This window comes from Halomonas sp. AOP7-E1-9, assembly GCF_052376035.1.
In the GTDB taxonomy this organism is placed as follows: Bacteria; Pseudomonadota; Gammaproteobacteria; order Pseudomonadales; family Halomonadaceae; genus Vreelandella; species Vreelandella citrativorans.
Window position 1 is genome coordinate 1 of record NZ_JBQSVC010000002.1, and the last position, 19,883, is coordinate 19,883.

Sequence of the window (19,883 nt, forward strand, 5' to 3'; positions counted from 1 at the left end):
AATGAAATTGCCACTTTCTAAAGCCCTCTCCATTGGAGAGGGCTGTTGGCATGGCTTGGATAGCATGAAACCGCATGGCTGATTTGAGTTGGTAAAGTGTGTTAAAGTTAGTGCTGATAATCCCTTAAAGCGTCAATGTGGTGGCAAGGATGTTTTCCATCGCTACGGTCCAAGTATGAAAACTGGTCAGACATTTAAATAACGAAAGGTGGCTTTGATAGAGCAGTAAGAAATCTTTTTTATAATTCGTGAAAACTCAATGTTTGTTATCTTTAGGGTTGGCGTTTTCAGTCAATGTTGATTGGGTGTTGTAAGTGATTGACGGGTTTGGTTAAGTTTTACTTTATTAAACCGTTAAAAATCGCTTAAGCGATGTTGGTTTAATCCACGTTATAAAGGCTGTGTTATGCCTTGCAGAGACGTATAAGTTAGCTACCTTGTTATGGCAATGACATTGGTCTGAAATTTAATCATACAAGGAGTGGATTAGATGACAGTCAGCAATCTATCTTTTCATAATGTGACCGCCCATAAGCATTACAGCGAGTTAGCGGATTCGCCCTCTTCGCAACATGCGAAATTTTATGATCCCTATCCATCGCGCTTGGCACAGCCTCCTCAAGCACTTTGGCAGGCGCGTCAGGACGCCGTTGTAAAAGGGCGTCACCTGTCAGGGCCTTTAAGCGAACCTCAACTGGATGAATTTGAACGTAAAGGCTTTTTGTTTATCCCGAATCTGATTAGCGGTAGTGAGCTTGATGAGCTACGTGCTGAGATGCAGGCACTTATGAGTACGGATACTTACCGCGATAAAGACTTCAGTATTACTGAGCCTGAAAGTAACGAAATTCGTTCACTGTTTGCGGTACACCACCTTTCAGAACGCTTGGGCGCACTGGCCAGAGATGAGCGCGTGGCGGGCGCCGCTCGGCAGGTGATTGGTGATGATCCTTATGTGCATCAGTCACGCATTAACTACAAGCCGGGGTTCGCCGGTAAGGGCTTTAACTGGCACTCGGATTTTGAGACTTGGCACGCTGAGGATGGTATGCCCGGCATGCATGCAGTGAGTGCGTCCTTGATCCTGACCGATAATCACGAATTTAATGGCCCGCTGATGCTGATTCCTGGCTCGCACAAGAAGTTTGTGCCCTGCATGGGGGAGACGCCAGTGGATAACCATAAGCGTTCGTTGAAAGCGCAGGAAGTGGGCGTGCCAAGCCCAGAGGCTCTCACTGAACTGGTCGCCGAGCACGGTATTGAAGCGCCGAAAGGTAAGGCCGGTGGGCTATTGCTGTTTGATTGCAATACACTGCATGCCTCAAACGCTAACTTGTCGCCGGACCCGCGCAGTAACGTATTCTTCGTCTTTAACCGCCCCGATAATCGCTGCCGCGAGCCATATGCGGCCCCGCAGCAGCGTCCGGACTTTCTAGCCCATGACCCAGGCCATGAGTGGCGAGTCGATAAGTGATTGGGAGGATGAACGATAACCTCGTATTAGGTTGTGGAACATGCACATAGGTAGGGTAAACTGTTGCGTCTGTTGTTAAGAACGCGGCACGTATAATGAGAAGGAGAGTACCCGCCATGCGTCTTGTTCCACAATTTACTGACGGTCAGGCATTTCCCCATGCATTGGGTAAAGTCGTATGTGTTGGCCGCAACTATGCTGATCACGCGAAAGAACTGGATAATCCCGTTCCCAGCGAGCCGCTGTTATTTATTAAGCCTGCGACGAGTGTCGTGGATATAGAGCAGCCGCTGAGCCCGCCTTTTTCTCAAGGCGATGTACACTACGAAACCGAACTGGCCCTATTAGTTGGGGAAACCCTCACCCACGCGACGCCGGATGAAGCGGAACGTGCGATTGTGGGTATTGGTTTAGCGCTTGATTTAACGCTACGCGATGTACAAACGAAGCTGAAAGAGAAGGGCCACCCGTGGGAGATCGCCAAGGGTTTTGATGGGTCTTGCCCGCTATCCAGGTTCCTGCCGCTAAGCCGAGTACCCAACTGGAATGCGCTGGCCTTTACGCTGGAGGTTGATGGTGAAGCGCGCCAGCATGGGGAAGGTTCGGATATGATCTTTGCGATTCCCTCGCTGGTCGCGGAAATGAGCCGTCATTTCACGCTTGAGCCGGGTGATGTCATTTTAACCGGCACCCCCGCCGGTGTCGGTGAATTAACTCGAGGCACATCACTGCGCTTAACGCTGACCGGCGGTCTGGAAGTGACAACCACTGTTACTGAATAAGCCAGCGTTGCATAGTGAAAGCGCCCCTTGGTCATCCAGGGGGGACGCTTTCTATTGGTGCTGAAAAGTAAGGCAAAAAAGTAAGGCGATAGCGTTACTCTAAATACGTATAGCCTTCCAGTCCTTCGTGCAGGCTTGCCGCAAAGCTTTCCTGCTCTTGCTCTGAGAAATCGCTATTGACGATCTGCTCAGTCAGCTTTTGCATAAGTTCCTTGGCGTCAAAGTTGACGTAGGCCAGTACATCGGCAACGGTATCACCCGCCAGCGGATTGGAAAGCACCCACTCGCCGTGCTCGTTTAATGCGGCGTCAACCGAGTCGGTATCGCCGAACAGGTTATGCAAGTCACCCAGAATTTCTTGATACGCCCCCACCAGGAAAAAGCCTAGCCAGCGCTCATCTTCCGAGGGCCATTCGGGAAGGGGTAGGGTGCTTTCTACACCTTGTCCATCAACGTAGCTGTCGATACGTCCGTCTGAATCGCAGGTAATATCCTGAATGACAGCACGGCGTGTTGGGGGTTGATTCAGCCCGCTTAATGGCAGTACCGGGAAGATCTGCTCAATGCCCCACACATCAGGCACCGACTGGAACAGCGAAAAGTTAACAAACAGCTTGTCAGCCAGCTTCTCGGCGAGCTCGTCCATAATTTCGCGGTGTGCCCGATTACGAGTATCCAATTGACTGCGCAAACGCGCACAGGCGGCCAAATACAGGCGCTCGCCTTCGGCACGGGCATTGATATCGCTCAGGCCCAGCACAAACCTGTCCTGTAACTCGCTTACTGCCTGCAAGAGGTCATGCCAGGCCTCGACCAGCATGCGCGGCTCCTGAGGCGTGGCAAGCTGGTCGAACACGCGCCACAGGGCATCAACCTGTATATCGTCCCGAGGCGCCTTCTCGGGCGGCGTATCATCAATGCGCTCTTCGCCAATCACATTGGTAATAAGCACTGCGTGGTGGGCCGTCAATGCCCGGCCCGATTCGCTGATTAAATGGGGCTGAGGTAAATGGGACTCTTCGCACAGCTGAGCAAAGGCGCTCACCACGTTACGGGCATATTCACGCATCGAGTAGTTGGCAGAGCAGTAACTGCGCGAGCGAGTGCCTTCATAGTCAATGCCTAGGCCGCCGCCCACATCGACCGTATCAATCGGTGCGCCAAGGGTAATCAGGTTCTGATAAAAGCGGGCACACTCACGCAGGCCACGCTGAATGTCGCGAATATTGGCGATCTGCGAGCCCAAGTGGAAGTGCACCAGCTGCAGGCTTGCCAAGGCGTCCTGGGCGCGCAGCGTTTCCACCACTTCCAGAATTTGGCTGGCAGTCAGGCCGAACTTGGATTTTTCACCGCCGGTATTTTGCCACTTGCCTTTCCCTACTGAGGCCAGGCGCGCACGCAGGCCAATACGCGGGGTAACATCCAGCTCCCGGGCCTCTTCCATGATCATCGCAAGCTCGGAGAGCTTTTCCACGACCAGGTAAACACGGTGGCCAAGCTTCTCGCCCAGCAGGGCAAGGCGCACGTACTCACGGTCCTTGTAGCCGTTACACACGATTAGCGATGACCCGCCGCCCGAGAGAGCAAGCACGGCAAGAAGCTCGGGCTTGCTGCCCGCTTCCAGGCCCACTCGGCCATTACCGCGCTCGGAAGTCGCCAGAATTTCCTCGACCACGCGGCGCTGTTGGTTAACCTTGATGGGGTAAACCGCCGTGTAGCCGCCCTGGTAGTCAATATCACTCATGGCAGCATCAAAGGCGCCGCACAGCTGTTCAACCCGGTCGTGCAGAATATCGCTAAAGCGCACCAGAATAGGCAGGCGTAGGCCCGCCTCCTGCAACTGAATCACCAGCTCACGCAGGGGCAGGGTAGGGCCTTCGGCGTCGCTGCCTAGGGGGCGTACCAGAGCTTGGCCGTGGTCGTCTACATCAAAGTAGCCGCTGCCCCATTGGTCGATATTCCATGTGCGGCGAGCACTTAGTGCTGACCCACTTTGCGTTGCACTCATAAGTCAGCCTCAGGAAGAGGTAAGGCGCCATACGCAATGCGCGCGTTTAAGATGGTATGAAAACGCTCGGGGTCGTGAGGTGTTAAATCGTGAGCCGGTGGGTCAACGTAGACGACCAACAGGCGCGATAACCAATAGCGTAGCGCCGTCATGCGCAGCATTATCGGCCATACGTCACGCTCATCGTGGGTGAGTGGTCGGCGTGCCAGGTAAGCCCCCAGCAAGGCATTATAGCGCTCTGCATTGAGCGTGCCGTCTTCATTTGATGCCCAGTCGTTAATCACGATGGCGAGATCAAACAGCAGGTCACCAGTACAGCCATTATAAAAATCAATGATGCCGCCAAGCTGGTCGCCATCGAACAGCGTGTTGTCGCGAAACAGGTCACCATGGATAGCCCCTTGGGGCAGCTTGGCGTACTGACTGAAGGCGCTTTCAAAATCCTCGACTTCGTTTTTCATTAATGCCTGATCATCAGGGCTTAAGTACGCCAATACTTTATGGTGCATGGCCTGTAGCCAGTGCAAGTCGCGGGGGTTCGGGCGATGGCCGGAGAAGTGCTGTGAGATCACATGCAAACGCCCCAGCGTATCCCCAAGCGCCCGGCACTGCGCTAGGTTAGGGGCGACGGGATGACGGCCCGGCATACGCGGAAATAGCAGGGCCGGTTTATTCGCCAGGCTGTGCAGTGCAATGCCATCGCGGTCATGAACCGGGCCTGGCACTGGCAAACGGTGTTCATCCAGGTAGTCCAGCAGGTCGACGAAGAACGGCAGCTCTTCATGTTCACCTTGTTCAAACAGGGTGAGCACCAGTTCTCGGCGCTGCGTGGTAACAAAAAACGTTGAATTTTCGGTGCCGCCCGCGACTCCTTGCAGAGACACAAAGCCACCAACATCAAAGTTGTCTAAAAACGTAGCGACCTGTGCGTCGCTAAGCGGGGTGAATACAGCCATGAAAGTCTCGCCCAGGTTGCTAAGCTGATTATTGTAGCGGCTTGCTGGCTGAGTTGGCAGCGTTGTTAAGCGCTTAAGCGTATTTGTATCCGCCAGTTTATTTCAGCCGCTGGCGCTTAGCGCGTATCATGACCCTATACTTTTTTTGCAATGGATATTGGTTATGGCCCGTGCCCCGATCGTGCTCGTCGATGGTTCCTCGTACTTGTATCGTGCCTTCCACGCGCTGCCGCCGTTAACAACCTCTAATGGCCAACCGACGGGAGCCGTTAAGGGCGTGCTGAACATGCTCAAACGGCTCATAAAGGATTATCCGCAAAGCCCAATGGCGGTGGTGTTTGATGCGCCGGGCAAAACCTTCCGTGATGAGCTCTTTGAAGACTACAAGGCGCATCGCCCACCGATGCCGGATGATTTACGCAGCCAGGTTGCCCTACTGCATGCCTGCGTAAAGGCGCTTGGTTTGCCGCTTTTATGCATTGACGGCGTGGAGGCGGATGACGTGATAGGTACGTTAGCGCACCGTGCCACGCAGGCGGGTCGGGATGCAGTGATCTCCACCGGCGATAAAGATATGGCGCAACTGGTGAATGCGCATATCACGCTGGTTAATACCATGAAGGATGAAACCCTGGATGAGACCGGTGTGGAAGACAAGTTTGGTTTGCCGCCTGCTCTGATTATCGATTACCTCGCCTTGATGGGCGACAAGGTCGATAACATCCCGGGCGTGCCGGGCGTGGGCGAGAAAACCGCCTTGGGGCTGCTGCAGGGAATGGGCGGCGGGCTGGACACCATTTACGGGGATTTAGAGCGGGTTAAAACGCTCTCGTTTCGTGGGGCCAAAACGTTATCCAAAAAGCTTGAAGAGCACCGTGAGCAGGCCTATCTCTCCTATCAGCTCGCCACCATCAAAGTCGACTGCGATCTGCCGGTTGGGCTGGATAATTTAGATATTGCGCACCCGGATCGCGAACAGCTGGTTGCGCTTTATAAAGAGCTTGAATTCAGGCAGTGGCTGGCTGAACTGCTGGAGGGAAAAGATGAAGGCGTGGATGACGTAAAAGGCGGCGAACCGGTACCTGAGGATGCTGAGGAAACCAGTGATGCGCAGCCAGCCAGCCGTCAAGAGCGCCAGGACCATGTCATCGTTAAGCAAAGCGAACTGGACGCTTGGCTCAAGCGCTTAAAAAGCGCCAAGCGGTTCTGTTTTGATCTGGAAACGACCAGCCTGAATTACATGGAAGCAGAAATTGTGGGAATTGGCCTGGCGCTCGACGCTGGCGAGGCGGCCTATATTCCGCTGGCCCACGACTATTTGGATGCTCCCGCTCAGTTGGATAGAGCCAAGGTTTTAGCTGCGCTTAAACCGCTGCTCGAAGATCAAAAGATCGTCAAGATTGGCCAGAACCTCAAGTACGATATTTCCGTATTGGCCAACTACGACATTATCGTTGCTGGAACGCTGGCCGATACCATGCTGGCCTCTTATGTACTGAATTCCACGGCAACGCGCCACGACATGGATTCGCTGGCACTTAAGTACCTGGGCGAGAAAACCACCTCGTTTGAAGAGATCGCTGGTAAAGGCGCCAAGCAGCTGACCTTCAACCAGATAGCGTTAGAGCAGGCAGCACCTTATGCCTGTGAAGATGTGGATATTACCCTGCGCTTGTACGATGTGTTGCGCCCGCAGGTAGATAAAGAGGGGCGCCTGGCCCAGGTGCTGGATCACCTGGAGCTGCCGCTGATCAAGGTGATTTCCCGCATTGAGCGTAACGGCGTGGCGATAGATGCTGAGCGCCTACACGCGCAGAGCCAACAGCTGGATAAGCGCATTCGTGAACTGGAAATTGAAGCGTTTGACCTGGCCGGGCGTGAGTTTAATCTGGGCTCGCCCAAGCAGTTAGGCGAAATTCTGTTTAATGAGCTGAAGATCCCTGTTCTCAAGAAAACACCCAAAGGCGCGCCATCAACGGCCGAAGCGGTGCTTGAGGAGCTGGCGCTGGATTACCCGCTGCCCAAGGTCATCATGGAGCATCGCGGGCTTTCCAAGTTGAAGTCCACCTACACCGATAAGCTGCCGCGCTTGATCAACAAGGCAAATAACCGGGTACACACCAGTTATCACCAGGCGGTCACCGCCACCGGTCGTCTCTCTTCATCGGACCCGAACCTGCAGAACATTCCGATCCGCACCGAGGAGGGGCGCAAGATTCGCCAAGCATTTATTGCTCGGCCTGGCTATCGCATCGTTGCCGCCGACTACTCGCAAATTGAGCTGCGCATCATGGCGCACCTTTCAGAAGATAAGGGCCTGCTGGAAGCGTTTGCCGAGAATCGCGATATCCACACGGCCACTGCTGCGGAAGTCTTCGGCACCGCGCTGGACAAAGTGTCCAGTGACCAGCGGCGTAGTGCTAAAGCGATTAACTTCGGGCTGATTTACGGTATGAGCGCGTGGGGCCTTGCGCGCCAGCTGCATATCGAGCGCAATCAGGCGCAAACTTATATCGACCGCTACTTTGACCGCTACCCAGGCGTGGCTCGCTATATGGACCGGATTCGCACCCAGGCCGCGGAAGATGGGTTTGTGGAAACCGTGCTGGGGCGCCGCCTGTACCTGCCGGAAATCCACTCGCAAAACCGCAACCGCCGTCAGGGCGCCGAGCGTACCGCGATCAACGCGCCCATGCAGGGCACCGCCGCGGATATCATCAAACAGGCCATGATCGACGTGGACGCTTGGCTTGCAGAGGGCGAGTTCGATGCGCTGATGGTCATGCAAGTACATGATGAACTGGTGTTTGAGGTGAAAGAAGAGCAGGTGGAAGCGTTTATTGGTGAAGTGCAAACGCGTATGCAAGCCGCCGCTGAGCTTAAAGTACCGCTGATTGTTGAAGCCGAAAGCGGTGCCAACTGGGATGAAGCCCACTAAATGTAAACAGTGCTTACATGAAAACGGCCCGCCAAATGGCGGGCCGTTTTGTTTGCGTGGGGGAGGGCTTAGCGCCAGCCGACGCGGTCAAAAATACGAATGGCTTCGGGGTTATTCTCACCCAGCACATTAATATTCAGCTCATCCTTTTTGAAGTCACCCCATGACTCTAATACCGGGTCTTTCTTGACTCCTTCGACGACCGGGAACTCATAGTTACGCTCGGCGAAGATTTCCTGGGCGCCATCAGATGATAAGAATTCCAGGAATTTAATGCCGTTTTCCGGGTTTTGCGCATTGGCTACCAGGCCTGCACCGCCAACGTTAACGTGGGTGCCACGGTCGTTCTGGTTGGGGAAAATTGCTCCCACCTTGCGCGCTGCTTCACGGTCAGACTCGTTGTCGGAATGGAGCATACGAACATAGTAGTAGTGGTTGGCAACGGCCAAGTCACACTCGCCACTGGCGACCCCAAGAATCTGGTCAGTATCACCACCTTCGGGGTTACGTGCCAGGTTGTTAACCACGCCCTGGGCCCACTCTTCGGCACCCTCTTCACCGTGATGCTCAATCATGGAGGCAAGCAGCGACTGGTTATAGATGTTGTTGGAGGAGCGAATGCACAGCTGGCCTTCAAACCGAGGATCGGCTAAATCTTCGTAGCTTTCGATTTGGCTGGGGTCGAAGTTATCGCGGTTATAGAAAATTACCCGTGCACGCTGGCTAAAGCCAAACCATAAATTGTCAGGGTGGCGCATTGACTCCGGCAGACGCTCGCTCAGTACCTCAGAATCCACACTTTGGAACAGGCCATCCTGCTCGGCGCGCCATAAACGGCCCGCATCAACCGTCAGCATGACGTCGGCGGGGCTGGCAATGCCCTCACGCTGCATGCGCTCCATCAGTTGATCGGAGTCGCCTTCCAGAACGTTCACTTCGATGCCCGTCTCGTCGGTGAACGCTTTATAGAGGATTTCATCCGAATCGTAGTGGCGGGCAGAGTAAATGTTAACCGAATCGGCAAGTGCTGTACTTGATACAGCAGCGCCCGCAAAAATGGCGGCGATAGCGACTGAAAGACGTGTTGTTTTCATATAGTTAGCGTCCTAAATGATTATGAGAATAAGTTGCATTAAGTTTTAATATTGAATACTTTCGCAGTACCCGCGTCAAGGGAAAAAAGAACAAGGTGTTCGTGGTTGTGCAACCCTGCGTGCATATCAAGCGAATGAAAAATACAATGGTGTTGATATTCAACGCAGTCTGCCGAGCAGCACGCCAAAAGTGCTGGCTAAGTGAGACGCTGGTTCAACGAGAACATGGTGACATTATGGCAGTAACCGTATCAGCTCCCGATAACGCCACGCTACAGGCGCTTTCGCTACACGATGTTCACCATACGTATGCGGCAAACCAAGTGGTGAAAGGTGTCTCGTTAGAGATTTCCCCTGGAGAAGTCGTGTGCCTGCTGGGGCCATCGGGATGCGGTAAAACCACGCTATTACGTATTGCCGCGGGGCTGGAAGCCCTTCAACAAGGTAGCGTTAGCCTGGAAGGGCAGGCCGTCGCGTCACCCGGCCAGCGTCACCTTCCGCCGGAAAAGCGTAATGTCGGCCTGGCATTTCAGGACTCGGCGCTTTTCCCTCACTTAAGCGTGCTGGAAAACGTCACCTTTGGGCTCAAACAGTTGCCCGCACGTCAGCGCCGTGAACGCGCGGTCGAGCTGTTGACTCAGTTGGGGATGGCGGATTATATCGATACCTACCCGCACATGCTGTCTGGCGGGCAACAACAGCGCGTCGCCTTGGCCCGGGCGCTTGCGCCAACACCCAAGCTGATGCTGCTCGACGAACCCTTTTCGAGCCTGGATGCACGCCTGCGTGACCGTATTCGCGACGATACGCTGCACGTGTTGAAGAAACTGGGGTCAGCCACGTTACTGGTGACCCACGACCCCGAAGAAGCCATGTTTATGGCCGACCGAATTGCCCTCATGCGCGATGGCCGAATTATTCAAACGGGCACGCCACGTGAGCTTTACTGCACGCCGGTCGATCCGTTTGTGGTGACCTTTTTTGGTGAAGTAAATGAACTCAGCGGCACGGTTAAGCAGGGCCGTGTGCAGACCCCGGTAGGTGAAATAGATGCCAGCTGGCTGCCCGAAGGCAGTAAGGCGCGGATCATGATTCGCCCTGAGGCGCTGCGGCTTCAGGAACGCGACTTGCCCGCAGCCGCCCACCGCCATAGCCACGTGGTCATGGCAAAGTTACTCGGGCGCTCCAGCCTCATTCATTTGTGCGCCCACGGGGCTGATGGCCAGGAGGCGCATCTACATGCCCGCGTGCCTGGCGTCTTTCTGCCCCAGGAGGGCCAGCCGATTGATATCGACCTGGACCACTCTCAGGTGTTTGTTTTTCAGGATGAAGCCTAGGTAGACTTACTGAGTATGGCTGCCGGGCCGAGCCCGGCGCATGGCCAGGCTAAGCAGAATCACCGGCAAGATGCCGACCACCACAATAGCCAGCGACGCGGTGGAGGCCTCAGCCAAGCGCTCATCAGACGCCAGGCTATAAGCACGCACCGCCAGAGTATCGAAGTTAAACGGCCGCAGGATAATCGTCGCGGGCAGCTCCTTCATTACATCCACAAACACGAGAATTCCGGCGGCCAGCAGGCTGCTACGCATCAGCGGCGTATGAATACGGCGCAGCGTGCCACCTGCGGTTTGGCCTAAAGTGCGCGAGGCGGCGTCCATATTGGGAGTCACTTTGCCCAGGCTTGCCTCAACCGCATTAAATGACACGGCCAAAAAGCGCACGACATAGGCATAAATTAAAATAAACGCCGAGCCGCTAAACACCAGGCCGATAATTTTTCCGTAGTGGGCGTGTAGCCACGTATTCAGCGTGCTATCCAGCCAGGCAAAGGGAATCAAGATACCCACCGCCACCACCGAGCCGGGAATGGCATAGCCCATGGCGGCGATTCGGGTAAATAGCCGGGCGCCGGGCGAATTATGTAGCCTGACGCCATAGCTCAACAGCACCGCCAGGCCCACGGCAATCAACGCTGCTACTGTGGCAAGGCTTAAGCTGTTGGTAGCGAAGCGGATAAAGCGCGTGCCCAGCAGGGCGTCGCCATGCTGAATGGCAAGGTTCAGCAGAATGCCGCTGGGCAATAAAAAGCCGATGACGATAGGCAGCAAACAGGCGAGCGTTGCGCCGAGGGCGCGCCAACCGTGCAGGCGATACTCAGGCAACTGCTGGTAGCGGTTGGTGGTATGAAAATAGCGCCGCTTCCCGCGCGAGAAGCGCTCCAGCAGCACCAGTACAATCACAAACGTCAGCAAACAGGCCGCCAACTGAGCGGCTGCCACGGGTTCGCCCAGCCCAAACCAGGTGCGATAGATGCCGGTGGTAAAGGTATCCACGCCAAAAAACTGCACCGCGCCAAACTCGTTGAGGGTTTCCATCAGTACCAGCGAAACGCCGCCCACCAGGGCGGGGCGCGCCAGCGGTAGAGCAACGCTTGCAAACAGATGCCAAGGGCCACGACCCAACGTGCGCCCTACATCGAGTACGCATACCGATTGCTCAAGAAAGGAGGCGCGGGCGAGCAAATAAACGTAGGGATACAGCACAAACGTGATCAGCGTTGCGGCGCCGCCTAGCGAACGTACATTGGGGAAGTAGTAGTCGCCATACTGCCAGTTAAACCATCCTCGAAGCGCACTCTGTAGCGGCCCTGCCACCTGCAAAAAATCCGTGTAAGCGTAGGCGATAACATAGGTCGGCACCGCCAGCGGCAATAAAAGCGCCCATTCAAAGATTCGTTTGCCTGGAAAGCGACACATCACCACCAGCCAGGCGCTGCCGGCGCCCAGGATTAACGTACCCAGCCCCACCCAGAGCACAAGCCAAAAGGTATTCGACAGATAGCGGCTCAAGACGGTGCTCGCCAAGTGCTGCCAGACGCCTTCAGTCGGCACAAAGATATAGCTCAAGACGACCAGAATCGGCAGTGCCACCGTCAGCGCAATCAAGAACAGCGCACATGACCAGGGTGTGAGTGATAGCCTAAAGCGGGATATACCGTCAGCGAGTAGCGCCAATCGTGAACGGCGAGCGGGAATGGGCACGTCGTTGTCTCCTAAGACGAGGCTGGCAGGCTGACTCGTCAATGCGAAAAAATAACAGCTGTAAATAGTATCACTTGGGTAGTGTGGCTGCAGCTATCTCCGCGCCCAACCCCTCGTTAAGATACTCCGCGCCCTGTTTAGCCAATGAGTGTTGTGCAAAAGGGAAAAACGGCGAAAATAGACCTACTTTTCGAGCATTATTTTAAGCAAGAACTTAAGCAATAACGCGTGTCAGGAGTCTTGATGCCAGGGTTATCACCACCAAGCGAGCTGACGGAAACGTTAGGCATGGCTAGTGAACGGCCAGTTCAAACGCTAGTTGCCCATTCCAAGCGGCTGGAGAGGAGGCGTTGGCGTCAACTGGTATGGCTAACCGGTAGGCCTTGCGAATGCCGTGCCCACGCGCATCGGCTGTGGCAGGCTGCTAACTGGACAGCACCCTTATGGGTTGCTCATCAGGCCGATGATGTGCCCGTTGCGCCTTGGATAACGCCCCGTAAGGCGCGCACGCGTTTAGGTGCAGAGCATCAGCTCATCGTGCTGGATGCCAGTGGCGAGGCGGGCTTTGATCCTGACGCGCTAGGCGCGCTGGCAGGCACGTTGACAGCGGGAGGCTTGCTGGTGCTTATTACTCCCAAGCCTTGGGGCCGTCATCCGGACCCGGATTACGCGCGTTTTGCTGACCACCCTTGGCACTGGGAGCAGTTAACGTCGCACTATCTGGCGCGATTGGCTCGCCTGCTTTATGAGCGTACAGATGTCATCCCTTGGCATGCCCCTGGAGTGCCAAAGCTTCCCCGTTTACCCGCCAGCACGAATTGTCCACAGAGCGTTAGCGATAGCGCGTGTCTCACGGCGGATCAATCGGCTATCGTTGCCCAGCTTGTACGTTTGAAGCGCCGCCGCCCGGTGGTGATTACCGCTGATCGTGGGCGGGGTAAAAGTGCCGCGCTTGGGATCGCTTGCGCACGGCTTTTAGAAAATGGAACCTCGAATATCATTGTGACGGCTCCCAGGTTAAGCGCCGTGGAGAGTCTGTTCGCTCGGCTTGAAGCCCTGTGCCCTGACGGAGCGCGCATCGCCCCAGGACGTTTTCAACTCGCAGATAACCGCGAGCTGAGCTTTTTGCCCCCGGATGTACTTACCGAGCAGGTTGCGGCCAAACAGTTGGGAGGTGATGGCAGCTATTTAATGGTGGATGAAGCCGCGGCGATTCCTGCTGCCTTGTTGGGTCAGTGGCTGGCGGCGTTTCCACGTATTGCGTTTGCGACCACCGTTGATGGCTACGAAGGTTCGGGGCGAGGGTTTGCCTTGCGCTTTAAAGACGTATTGACCCGGCTGACGCCGCAATGGAAAGCCTTGACGCTGGACACCCCCATCCGTTGGAATGCCGGTGATCCTCTTGAAGCCGCCATAAACCGGTTGCTGCTACTCAAGGCGCCTTTGCCAGCCTTGGGGCAACGTGACAATTACGCGGATAACTCATATACACTCGAACGTGCCTGCCTTGCCCAGGAGGAAGCTGCTCTTGAAGCGCTGTTTGGCCTGTTGGTGCAGTCTCACTACCGGACCTCTCCAAGTGACGTGCGTCAGCTGTTAGACGGACCCGGAACCACGCTGCGTCTACTGGGGCACAAACATGCCCCTCAAGCGGTTCTGGTGGCACGAGAAGAGGGCGGTTTTGATGCCTCGCTTGCCGAGCAAGTCGCACGGGGAGAGCGCCGCCCGCAAGGGCATTTGATGGCGCAGTCGCTGGCCGCCCACATGGGCAGCCGTACAGCACTGACCGCCCGTTGGCGGCGTGTCGTGCGTATCGCCACTCATCCAGAGCGCCGCCGGGAAGGACTGGGGCAACAGCTTATTGCCGAGGATGTTCAGGAGGCCGCGCAGCAAGGCATTGCGCTTTATGGCGCCACCTTCGGCGCCGAAGCGTCGCTACTACGCTTCTGGCTTGCCCAAGGGTTTCAGCCCGTGCGGCTGGGCATCACCCGTGAAGCGGCTACCGGGGAATTTGCGGTGATGGTTGCCAAAGCGCTGAACGTTGAGGGGCGCGCGGTACTGCATTCGTTAACGGCAGGGTTCAGCGCAGCGCTGCCCAGCTTGCTGGCCTTTGAATTAACCACGCTGCCCGCCGAGGTAGTCACACTGTTACTACGCGGGCTGCCTTCTGCACCGCTAACCGCAAAGGAGCGCCAAGCCATCAACGATGTCGCCTATGCGCATCGTGACCCGGCGCTGGCGCGGCCTGCGCTACAAGCGCTGGCGCGAGAAGCCAGCCACGTGCCCTCATCAGGCATGGCAACCGCGCATCACCAACTGGCGGCGTGGGCCTTTCAAAACCAGCCTTTAGCCGCTGCGCATAATGCGTCCGTTCGTGCACTACGCCAAGCGGTGGGGCAGGTGGCATCAATGCATGCTTTTCCCTCGTCGCCTTGAGGAGTAAAGTGGGTCGGTTACCGATAATGAAGAGCTTTTATGAACGCACATTTAGACGCGTTAACGCCGCCTATCGTTTGGCGCCATTTTCGTACGCTGTGTAATACGCCGCGCCCTTCTGGCCAGGAAGCTGCGTTGGTCGCGATACTAGAAGCCTGGGCCGATGCTCAAGGGCTTGCTCACGACCGCGATAGTTTTGGCAATTTACGCATTTGTAAGCCGGCATCACCTGGTTGTGAACACGCCCCAGGGGTTATTTTGCAGGGCCATCTGGATATGGTGGCCCAGGCCAATGCTGACAGCGCCCATGATTTTTCGCGTGATCCAATAAGCACCTACGTCGCCGATGGTTGGCTGCATGCTGAGGGTACGACGCTCGGGGCTGACAACGGAATGGGCGTAGCGGCTATTCTTGCCGTGCTAGAGGATGCAGAGCTTACTCATGGCCCGCTTGAAGCGCTGTTTACTCTGGAAGAAGAGACCTCAATGGGAGGCGCGCTGAACCTGGCAGAGAACTGGCTGAAAGGCTCATTGCTGCTTAACCTGGACAGTGAAGACCGCGGTGAAGTGTATATCGGCTGCGCGGGCGGTGGCGATGTGGTGGTGGATGCCCAGCTACCCGTTGCCAAGCTACGCGACGATGAGCAACTGGTCGAGATTGCACTGACAGGCCTTAAAGGCGGCCATTCAGGCATGGATATCCACAAGCCGCTGGGCAATGCCAATCGCCTGCTGGTGCGTGCGCTGCGTACCCTTGAGGGGTTTGATGGGCGGCTGGTTAGCTACCACGGCGGCACGCTGCGTAATGCGATTCCTCGTGAAGCGTTTGCTCAGCTGGCCTTGCCCGCTGACGAAATGGATGCCGCCTTCGACGCGCTAAAAGCGCTGGAAAGTACCCTGCGTGCCGAGCTTGGTAGTGGCGATAGCGGTCTGGTGCTGACGGCAACGCGTGCGGTGAATAATGCGTCAGTAGACCCGCTAACCCTGGACGCCAGTGCCATGTTGGTGGCCGCGCTTCACGCAGCGCCCTGCGGCGTCGAGCGCATGAGCGCTGATGTGCCCGGTGTTGTTGAAACGTCCAATAATCTGGGCGTACTCAGCCTGAAAGAGGGGCGTTTGCATCTGTGTGCGCTGGTGCGCTCTTTGCACGATACCGCAATGATCGCTTTGGCCGACCGTTTTGAGGCACTGTTTGGGTTGATTGGCGCACGTGTCCGTGTCGAGAATAGCTACCCCGGTTGGGCGCCGAACCCTGGCAGTGCGCTGTTAGCGATTTTTAACAAACGCCATGCCGCGCTGTTTGAGAAAGAACCCGCTGTTAAAGTCATTCATGCGGGGCTTGAGTGCGGCATTCTGGGCAGTAAATATCCCCACTTGGATATGATATCGTTTGGCCCGCTGATTCGTGGGGCTCATTCCCCGGACGAGCGGGTGGAGCTTGCATCGGTCGATGAGTTCTGGCGTATGCTGCGCGCGTTGATGGAAGACCTCGCTCAGAAAGGCTAGTCTCAGCTAAACAAAAACGGCACCGAGAAGGTGCCGTTTTTGCATCTATCGCTGAGAAGAGCGCTTATCACTTACCGAGATAGGCATTCAGCATCCAGATGGTTTTTTCCTGCTCGCGAATGTAGTCGCTGACAAGCGAGGCCGTTCCTTCATCGTCAGCGTCAGAGGCGAGTGAGAGCACTTCGCGCTGTAGCTCAATCAGAGTTTGATAGCCTTTGATAATGCCGTTAACGCAGGCTTTGCCCTCGTGTACGTCTTTATCTTCCTGAATATGCGAAAGCGTGGCGTAGTCACTGTAAGCGTGCACCGGCTTGTGGCTCAAGGTGAGGATACGTTCGGCTACTTCATCGACCTTGGTCAGCAGGTCCGTGTAAAACTCTTCAAACTTGACGTGCAGTTCAAAAAAGTCGCTACCCTTCACGTTCCAGTGGTAGCCGCGCACGTTCATGTAAAAAATCTGATAGTTCGCCAGCAGGTGGTTGAGTTTCTCGGCAAGCTGGCTGGCACTGCCTTCATGAAGGCCGATGCTATTGGTATCGGTCATACTGTCTCTCCTTGTTGGAGCCGTGTAGCACGGCTATCAAATCGTTTGATTAGCATAAAACGCTGCTGGAACATTGCAAAACAGGTTTTTTGCATCGTACTCATAGCGTTATGACATTACCGTGACAGCAACACCGCCCAATTTTAATAACGGGATCTTAAAACGGACCATGTATCGACGTGGCGTTCACGAAGGCTGCCTAACTATAGTAATACTGCCGTTCGAGATATTTTTCAAGTGACCGCCGGGGTTACCCATAAACGAATAATTGTTTCACAGCGTGCCGCCAGCAACTCGGCTGTTCTGGGTAAAGCCTGCTCCAGCGTCATGGGGCCATCGGCCAAGGCAAAGGCCGCGGTTACACCTTCATCAAGACAGGCTTGCCAACCATTGCCCAAGCTGCCTGCTAAAATAACCACGGGTTTACCCAAGCGCTTGGCCGCACGAGAAACGCCAATAGGTGTTTTACCCGACATGCTTTGCCCATCCAGCCGTCCTTCACCGGTAATAATCAGGTCGGCGTTATTGAGCAGAGTGGGCATATTTGCGTGCTGCATAATCAATTCGATGCCCGGTTTCAGCGTCGCGTTAAGAAACGCGCTGGCTGCAAACCCCATTCCGCCTGCGGCACCTGCGCCGGGTAGGTCTCGGTAGTCATGCGCCAACGTGCTGGCGCAAATATCGGCAAAGCGGGCAAGCGCTTGGTCAAGCTGAGCTACCTCTTCAGGGGAGGCGCCTTTTTGAGGGCCAAATACCGCACTGGCGCCCCGCTTACCCAGCAGCGGGTTATCCACATCTACCGCTGCTTCCACGTTGAGTGAGGACAAGCGTGGGTCCAGCCCAGAAATATCCAGCAATTCAAGGCCTGCAAGCGCAGCACCGCCTGGCGCAAGTGGCTTGCCATGTGCATTCTGAAGCCTGGCGCCCAAGGCTTGTAGCATACCAGCGCCGCCATCGTTGGTGGCGCTTCCTCCCAGCAGTAGCAGTACGTTTTTGGCGCCCTGGTTAAGCGCTGCGAGAAATAACTCGCCTACCCCAAAGGTGGAGGTTTGTAGCGCGTTGCGCTCTTGAGGACTTAAGTGTTGTAATCCGCTGGCTTCTGCCAGTTCTATAAACGCGGTACGCTGTTCGCTAAGCCAACCCCAAGCGGCATCGCGGGGGCGTCCAAGTGCATCGTGAACCGTTTGATAGCACCGCTTGGCACCGGTTGCGGCAATTAATGCATCCAGGCTTCCTTCGCCACCATCAGCCAACGGGCAGCAGTGTGTTTGCGCGTCGGGGACCGCACTACGTACGCCTTTCGCCATCGCCTTGGCTGCTAATTCAGCGCTTAGGGCGTCTTTAAAACTATCGGGGCAAAGCAGGATATTCATCGCACAACCTCCGCAAATGACGGTCTCTAATCTATTGTAATGATGAGAGGAGCTTAACGCGCTGCTTGCTGATAGACTAGTTGTGATCATCGCTCGAGGATCTAACATGAAGTCGATACCGATTAGCTTAATCTGCCTGCTGGCGTTGGCTGGCTGCCAGGTGACGCCAGACCGTCTGCCCCAGGCCGAGCCTGCCCCCTCAGCGGCCTGCTATTTTTCTAACAGTGCTGAAAGAGACTCCCAAGAAGTGCTTCGCCAAAGCGTTGCGCTACTCACCGAATCGGGATTTGAACTGAATTCGACGGATGCGACGTTAGGCTTGGTCACTGCTAGCCGCACCCAAGCGCTGCGTGGCTATTACGACCCTTATGATAACGCCTACGGTTATGGGCGCGGCATACGTGCCTTCGGCGGGTTTGGATTGGGAGGCGGCGGCGGTATCGGCATCGGAATGGGCTTTGGGGGCGGGCTGCAACAGCAGCCAGTCGAGGTCGAGCGGGTCTCGCTGTTGATCCACGACGACCATATTCGTATCTCGCGCGATATCCGCCGCTTCGACCATCTGGGCGATATGCGGGAGTCGTACAGCGCGAGCAACGATGATTTTTGTCAGCGCTTTCAAACGGCGCTTGAGCAATACAGGGTGCCAACCGGGAGAGGGTTATGAGGCGAGGCCGTTGGGATATCAGGTGGGTGGGCGTGATGCTTTTGGGTGCATGGCTTACCGGCTGTGCAACGACGTCGCCGTCTGTCCCGCGTGAGCTTGTCTATCCAGCCTCGGTCGATACGACGTTTCGAAGCGCTGTGGAGCTGATGATGAAGCAAGGGTATGTGGTACGCCACGCCGATTTGACCCTGGGGCGTGCAGAAGCCTCGCTAGCCCGCTGGCCTGAATACCGTTTGCAACTGCAGGTGAGTGAAGCCGGGAGTGGTAGCCAGGTGAGTGTCATGGCTTGGCGTGGCAATCAACCATTGGCGCCTTATTTATTGGATCCGTGGCTAGTGGATTTACAAGCAACGTTGGGATTAGCACCGTGAAGCAGTGTGGTGATCAAAGAGTAAGTACTTTTTATAGCGGCAAATGTTGGGCGCTGGGCGCTGGATTGATCGGCTTGCTGATGAGCCCGCTTGCAACCGCACATCCGCATGGCTGGATTGATTTCAGTATCCGAGTCATGACCGACGAGGAGGGCGTTGTGCGCGGGTTGCATCACGCATGGCGGATGGACCCTTTTTATAGCCTGGTGGTGTTTGAAGAGCTCCAGCATGTGGATGGCGTTAGCCTGGAGGTTGGGCTTGACCGGTTAGGCACTGAAATACGCGATAATCTTGCGGGTCAGCACTACTTTACAGACGTTCGTCTGGATGGCGAGCCGTTGGCATTGGGCGAGGTAACCGAATACACGGCCAGGGAGCATGACGGGCGGCTTAGCTTTACGTTTATCCTCCCGCTACAAACGCCCCAACCCTTGGCGGGCCACGTGCTTGATTATCAAATATACGATCCAACGTATTATATCGAGATGGTTCATGAGTCAGAAAATAACCAGCCTAAAGACGACGCCTTGGTGCTGCACGGGGAACCTGCCTGCGAGCTAAGCATCTTAATCGCCGAACCTGACCCTGAGCTGGTCCTGCAAGCTGCTCTGCTGGACCAGGATGAGGAAGCCGAACCAGGGCTTGGACGGTTTTTTGCCGAAACAGGGCGTGTTGATTGCCGCTAATCAC

15 protein-coding genes are annotated in these 19,883 nt (G+C 55.7%); 9 read left to right on the forward strand and 6 right to left on the reverse strand.

Annotated features, from left to right (window positions below):
• The first annotated feature begins 490 nt into the window (after positions 1-490).
• The gene (gene thpD, locus ACT3R4_RS01670) at positions 491-1,474 is read left to right on the forward strand and encodes an ectoine hydroxylase (protein ID WP_193053325.1); all 984 of its coding nucleotides are present in this window, start codon (positions 491-493) and stop codon (positions 1,472-1,474) included.
• 116 nt (positions 1,475-1,590) lie between these two features.
• The gene (locus ACT3R4_RS01675; RefSeq protein WP_172117345.1) at positions 1,591-2,256 is read left to right on the forward strand and encodes a fumarylacetoacetate hydrolase family protein; all 666 of its coding nucleotides are present in this window, start codon (positions 1,591-1,593) and stop codon (positions 2,254-2,256) included.
• Positions 2,257-2,350: 94 nt separating this feature from the next.
• Here the strand turns inward: ACT3R4_RS01675 and speA are convergent, their stop codons facing one another.
• Positions 2,351-4,264 (reverse strand): biosynthetic arginine decarboxylase, encoded by a 1,914-nt coding sequence (gene speA / locus ACT3R4_RS01680; RefSeq protein ID WP_193053324.1) that lies wholly within the window; start codon positions 4,262-4,264, stop codon positions 2,351-2,353.
• On the reverse strand, positions 4,261-5,220 hold the full coding sequence (locus tag ACT3R4_RS01685) for a homoserine kinase (RefSeq protein WP_441677319.1): 960 nt from the start codon (positions 5,218-5,220) through the stop codon (positions 4,261-4,263). Before ACT3R4_RS01685 ends, speA begins: the two co-directional genes overlap by 4 nt.
• A gap of 163 nt (positions 5,221-5,383) precedes the next feature.
• Here ACT3R4_RS01685 and polA point away from each other — a divergent pair, with 163 nt between their 5' ends.
• Positions 5,384-8,158, forward strand: coding sequence for a DNA polymerase I (gene polA, locus ACT3R4_RS01690; protein ID WP_441677317.1), 2,775 nt, complete (start codon positions 5,384-5,386; stop codon positions 8,156-8,158).
• Positions 8,159-8,226: 68 nt separating this feature from the next.
• Here the strand turns inward: polA and ACT3R4_RS01695 are convergent, their stop codons facing one another.
• Entirely contained in the window at positions 8,227-9,252 is a 1,026-nt protein-coding gene (locus tag ACT3R4_RS01695) for a Fe(3+) ABC transporter substrate-binding protein (protein ID WP_441677315.1), read from the reverse strand.
• A 236-nt stretch (positions 9,253-9,488) separates the two neighbouring features.
• Between ACT3R4_RS01695 and ACT3R4_RS01700 the strand changes: the two genes are divergently transcribed.
• Positions 9,489-10,589 (forward strand): ABC transporter ATP-binding protein, encoded by a 1,101-nt coding sequence (locus ACT3R4_RS01700; protein WP_441677313.1) that lies wholly within the window; start codon positions 9,489-9,491, stop codon positions 10,587-10,589.
• A 6-nt stretch (positions 10,590-10,595) separates the two neighbouring features.
• Here ACT3R4_RS01700 and ACT3R4_RS01705 read toward each other — a convergent pair whose 3' ends face one another.
• Complete coding sequence (locus ACT3R4_RS01705) at positions 10,596-12,296, reverse strand: ABC transporter permease (RefSeq protein ID WP_441677311.1); 1,701 nt, start codon at positions 12,294-12,296, stop codon at positions 10,596-10,598.
• 243 nt (positions 12,297-12,539) lie between these two features.
• On the opposite strand from ACT3R4_RS01705, the gene ACT3R4_RS01710 reads away from it, so the two are divergent.
• Both ACT3R4_RS01710 and ACT3R4_RS01715 read left to right on the forward strand, forming a co-directional pair.
• Positions 12,540-14,732: a tRNA(Met) cytidine acetyltransferase TmcA gene (locus ACT3R4_RS01710; RefSeq protein ID WP_441677309.1), complete on the forward strand. Its 2,193-nt coding sequence runs from the start codon at positions 12,540-12,542 to the stop codon at positions 14,730-14,732.
• Positions 14,733-14,771: 39 nt separating this feature from the next.
• Positions 14,772-16,238 (forward strand): aminoacyl-histidine dipeptidase, encoded by a 1,467-nt coding sequence (locus ACT3R4_RS01715; RefSeq protein ID WP_441677307.1) that lies wholly within the window; start codon positions 14,772-14,774, stop codon positions 16,236-16,238.
• A gap of 67 nt (positions 16,239-16,305) precedes the next feature.
• On the opposite strand, the gene ACT3R4_RS01720 is transcribed toward ACT3R4_RS01715, so the two are convergent.
• Together ACT3R4_RS01720 and ACT3R4_RS01725 are read right to left on the reverse strand one after the other, a co-directional pair.
• On the reverse strand, positions 16,306-16,782 hold the full coding sequence (locus ACT3R4_RS01720; protein ID WP_441677305.1) for a Dps family protein: 477 nt from the start codon (positions 16,780-16,782) through the stop codon (positions 16,306-16,308).
• Between the two features lie 233 nt (positions 16,783-17,015).
• On the reverse strand, positions 17,016-18,155 hold the full coding sequence (locus ACT3R4_RS01725; protein ID WP_441677303.1) for a glycerate kinase: 1,140 nt from the start codon (positions 18,153-18,155) through the stop codon (positions 17,016-17,018).
• A gap of 106 nt (positions 18,156-18,261) precedes the next feature.
• Here ACT3R4_RS01725 and ACT3R4_RS01730 point away from each other — a divergent pair, with 106 nt between their 5' ends.
• Genes ACT3R4_RS01730 through ACT3R4_RS01740 form a run of 3 tightly spaced genes read left to right on the forward strand, consistent with a single transcriptional unit; the run spans position 18,262 to position 19,879 of the window.
• Complete coding sequence (locus ACT3R4_RS01730; protein WP_441677302.1) at positions 18,262-18,822, forward strand: hypothetical protein; 561 nt, start codon at positions 18,262-18,264, stop codon at positions 18,820-18,822.
• Positions 18,819-19,193 (forward strand): hypothetical protein, encoded by a 375-nt coding sequence (locus tag ACT3R4_RS01735; RefSeq protein ID WP_441677300.1) that lies wholly within the window; start codon positions 18,819-18,821, stop codon positions 19,191-19,193. The genes ACT3R4_RS01730 and ACT3R4_RS01735 overlap by 4 nt, the downstream gene beginning before the upstream one ends.
• Before the next feature lie 53 nt (positions 19,194-19,246).
• Entirely contained in the window at positions 19,247-19,879 is a 633-nt protein-coding gene (locus ACT3R4_RS01740) for a DUF1007 family protein (RefSeq protein WP_264298632.1), read from the forward strand.
• Positions 19,880-19,883 lie beyond the last annotated feature (4 nt).

Bases quoted from the DNA above. Each gene is read 5' to 3' on its own strand.
- thpD (WP_193053325.1), top strand. From the start codon at position 491: ATGACAGTCAGCAATCTATCTTTTCATAATGTGACCGCCCATAAGCAT.
- ACT3R4_RS01675 (WP_172117345.1), top strand. From the start codon at position 1,591: ATGCGTCTTGTTCCACAATTTACTGACGGTCAGGCATTTCCCCATGCA.
- speA (WP_193053324.1), bottom strand. From the start codon at position 4,264: ATGAGTGCAACGCAAAGTGGGTCAGCACTAAGTGCTCGCCGCACATGG.
- ACT3R4_RS01685 (WP_441677319.1), bottom strand. From the start codon at position 5,220: ATGGCTGTATTCACCCCGCTTAGCGACGCACAGGTCGCTACGTTTTTA.
- polA (WP_441677317.1), top strand. From the start codon at position 5,384: ATGGCCCGTGCCCCGATCGTGCTCGTCGATGGTTCCTCGTACTTGTAT.
- ACT3R4_RS01695 (WP_441677315.1), bottom strand. From the start codon at position 9,252: ATGAAAACAACACGTCTTTCAGTCGCTATCGCCGCCATTTTTGCGGGC.
- ACT3R4_RS01700 (WP_441677313.1), top strand. From the start codon at position 9,489: ATGGCAGTAACCGTATCAGCTCCCGATAACGCCACGCTACAGGCGCTT.
- ACT3R4_RS01710 (WP_441677309.1), top strand. From the start codon at position 12,540: ATGCCAGGGTTATCACCACCAAGCGAGCTGACGGAAACGTTAGGCATG.
- ACT3R4_RS01715 (WP_441677307.1), top strand. From the start codon at position 14,772: ATGAACGCACATTTAGACGCGTTAACGCCGCCTATCGTTTGGCGCCAT.
- ACT3R4_RS01720 (WP_441677305.1), bottom strand. From the start codon at position 16,782: ATGACCGATACCAATAGCATCGGCCTTCATGAAGGCAGTGCCAGCCAG.
- ACT3R4_RS01725 (WP_441677303.1), bottom strand. From the start codon at position 18,155: ATGAATATCCTGCTTTGCCCCGATAGTTTTAAAGACGCCCTAAGCGCT.
- ACT3R4_RS01730 (WP_441677302.1), top strand. From the start codon at position 18,262: ATGAAGTCGATACCGATTAGCTTAATCTGCCTGCTGGCGTTGGCTGGC.
- ACT3R4_RS01735 (WP_441677300.1), top strand. From the start codon at position 18,819: ATGAGGCGAGGCCGTTGGGATATCAGGTGGGTGGGCGTGATGCTTTTG.